The organism is Mycobacterium sp. 1245801.1 (assembly GCF_001673055.1).
In the GTDB taxonomy this organism is placed as follows: Bacteria; Actinomycetota; Actinomycetes; order Mycobacteriales; family Mycobacteriaceae; genus Mycobacterium; species Mycobacterium europaeum_A.
The window spans coordinates 1-3342 of the sequence record NZ_LZKY01000280.1; the positions used below are offsets into that span (position 1 = coordinate 1).

At 62.6% G+C, this 3342-nt stretch carries 2 protein-coding genes; both read right to left on the bottom strand.

Annotated elements, in window-relative coordinates:
• Positions 1–2457 (bottom strand): AMP-binding protein (locus tag A5622_RS18090; RefSeq protein ID WP_156753001.1); only part of this gene is annotated, 2457 nt, incomplete at its 3' end.
• Positions 2458–2866: 409 nt separating this feature from the next.
• Positions 2867–3342: glycosyltransferase (locus tag A5622_RS29770; protein ID WP_369829245.1), on the bottom strand; the 476-nt coding region annotated here is incomplete at its 5' end.

Consider the following 3342-nt stretch of genomic DNA (forward strand, 5'->3'; position numbering starts at 1 on the left):
CGACGCACGCCGCCAATACCCCACCCCCACACCAGCACCGGCCACATACAACTCACCAACCACCCCCACCGGCACCGCACGCAACCACTGGTCCAGCACAAAGAACGCCAGGTGATCCAACGGCACCCCGATGGGACTGACAATGCCCTCGACATCGCCGGCCACAATCTCCCGAACCGACGCGTGCACCGTGGTTTCGGTGATGCCGTACATGTTGATCAAGCGGGGCGACCTCGGGTACCGGTCCAGCCACGGCCGAAGACGTTGCGGTTCAAGCGCTTCCCCACCGAACACCACGGCCTGCAGCTCCAGCTGGCTCGGCGCCGGCTGCAACGCGTCAGCAGACTGCAACGCATAAAACGCCGCCGGGGTTTGGCTGAGCACGGTCACCCGCTGCGCAATCAACAGCGCAAGCAAGTCCTGCGGGGAACGCGCCACCGCGTCAGGCACGACTACCAGCCGCCCGCCACGCAGTAAGGCGCCCCAGATCTCCCACACCGAGTAGTCGAACGCCAAAGAGTGGCAGTGTGACCACACTTGGGCCGGGCCGCCAGGCACTGTGTCGTCCAGCGCTGCCAGCAGGCGAGTGACGTTGCGATGGGTGACTGCAACGCCTTTGGGGACACCAGTGGTGCCCGAGGTGTAAATCAGATACGCGACGTCGTCAGGCCTGGGCGCCGGCAACGCGGCAGCGCGCTCAAAACCAACGGCCACGTCGTCGAGGATGATAAAAGCGACGTCATGTCCGTCGAGACGTTCGGCCAAGCCTGCCGTGGTCAGCACCAAGATGGGCGCGGCATCGGCGAGCACGAAACCGCTCCTCGCGTCGGGATGTGCGGGATCGATCGGGAGGTAGGCCGCCCCGGTTTTGAGTACCGCCAACATCGCGGTGATCGCCTCGATAGAACGCGGACACAGCAGCCCCACAACGGATCCCGTGCCGACTCCGCGCTCCAGCATCAATTGCGCCAACCCGGTCGAAGCGTCATCGAGTCCTCGATACGTGAGCTCGCGGCCGGCATGGGTGATCGCGATCGCCTCCGGTGTCCGGGCCACCTGACGCGCGAACAGCGCTGGGATCGACAACGGCCTAGACGACGCGGTCAACGCCGCCCGATTGCCCTGCCGGTAAAGCACCTCGCGTTCACTGTCATCGACCACATCAATCGACGACAACCGCCGCCCCGGCTCGTCCGCCATGGCCGCCAACACCCGACACAGCCGCCGCGCGAGGTCGGGCACCTCAAAATTTGAGAACGGCAGCCCGGCACCCGCCGTGCTGAGGTAGAGCTGGTCCCCGAAGCCCTGGAAGAACAACCCGAAATGCTCCACCGGACCGTGGCTGGTATATGTCGCTGTCGCTGGGGCTCCAGCGAAATCCAGAAGCAGCCGTGAAGGAATGAAATTGACGGCTAGCCGTTTAAATTCACGCTTCCTGCCAGCAAGCCGATTCTCACCCTCGAGGGCACTTATGGGAAAACGCTGGTGCCGCAACAGCTCCCTGATGCGGGCGTCAACATCCTGGCAAAAATCGGCCAGCGTAACGTCGGGTGGCACTTTCAAAATCAGCGGCAACACCCCGGTGAGCATTGCGGGGAGCGTTTTGGATTCGGGACTCACTCGCCTGCTGACCGGGAAATCGAGGACCACATCCGAGCCGTCAGCGCTCCACCCGCGCGCTAACAGTGCACAGGCGGCGGTGATCAATGAATACCGGCGGACGCGCAGCGACTTGGATAAATCTTTTAGCCGGCCGACGACCGACGAGTCCAGCCGGACCCGCGCAGAGGGTCGAAAAGCGTCATGCTCGTCGGTGGATCCGAGCGACCAACTATGCGAGCCGCGTTCGAGTGGGAGCTTGCCGGCCCAATACGCCTTATCGGCAAGGTAGTCGGCGGAAGCTTCGTAGTCTGTTTCGCAATCAATCAAGTCCTGTATCGACCCGAAGGAAGCAGCCGGGATCGCTTCACCCGAAACGATCGCGGAGTAGATAGCGGCGACCCGACGGCTGACCAACGCCATACCTAGGCCGTCCACCGCTATGTGGTGACAGCATGCGAACAGATAGAACTCATCAGACGAAGTTTGAAATAAAACGAACTTGAATAGCGGGCCGCTTAGCGGCATCGGCGTCCGTTGAATCGTCCCGGTTATTTCCTGAACTTTCTGCGCCGGATCATCCGCCTGGATCAGATCGTAGAAATCCAATGCCACATCTGGATAATCGACCGCGTATTGCAGGACCTGGCCGTCGACCTCAACAAATGCGGCCCTGCCTGGTTCGGCCTCTTGCACCGCTTGCCGAATCGCCTGTTCGAGATGACCGCGGTCTACCGGACCGGCGATTCGCCCCAGCAGACCGAGCTGCCATTCCGCGCCCCCCCGGCCCATTTCATGCGCAAGCCATATGTCCAACTGACCACGCGTCAGCGGGAGTGCCTTGCCATCAAATTGCATGCAACGCCTCACCCCAGGAAGCGTTTTGCCCATCAAAAGCCTGATCCCTGCCAGGCTCTCGCGCTCGCATGCGCTCTACACCGATCAAGTTCTGTTCGACGCCGTCCGAGCACGCAGTGCGATCAGCTATCCCCAAATCAACCGCCTAGCCGGTTACGGCGCAGGAGGCTCTCGGCCGCACGTTGTGCTTCGCCGTTGAAAACAACCAACCGGATCACCGATGCTTGGCGAACGAATCGATGAGCACCGACTCCCTAGAGCCTCTGATCCAACCTCTTTATGCCCGTCCAAACCATACTCAAAGCCAGCGCCGCCCGTCCCGGCTTTCGGCAGTTCCAAAGCGCTAAATCCCACCTGTCGGACGCAACTTTGGGAGAAACGTGCTAGCTCCGGCGCGTCTTCAGCCCGATCAGCCAACTCGCCCCGAGCGGGCGAAGGCTTCCACAAGATCGGCAGCGGCCGAAGCGCTTTCGGCAGGCTTGGTCATCTGTGTCGCGATCTCGCGGGCTCGGGTGATGCACTCTGGCGTCAGGACTCGGCGCAGGTCCGCGGCAAGTGTTTGCCCGGTGGTGGTTGACAGGCGCCGGGCGGTGCCTACCCCCAGTCGTTTCACCTGTGCTCCCCAAAACGGCTGATCGTGTTCCGTCCAAAGGACCAGCTCGGGAATTCCGGCGCGCAGCCCCGCAGCCGTGGTGCCCGCGCCGCCGTGGTGGACCACCGCGCGGCAAATTGGAAAGGTCTCCGCGTAATTGATCGCCCCCACCACCTTCACGTGGTCGGAACACCGCACCCCGCTATAGTCGGTGACGCCGGCGCAAATCAGTGCCCGCTCCCCCAATTCTGCGCAGGCCGCGCTGATCATTTCGGCCGTGAAGGCCGGAGATT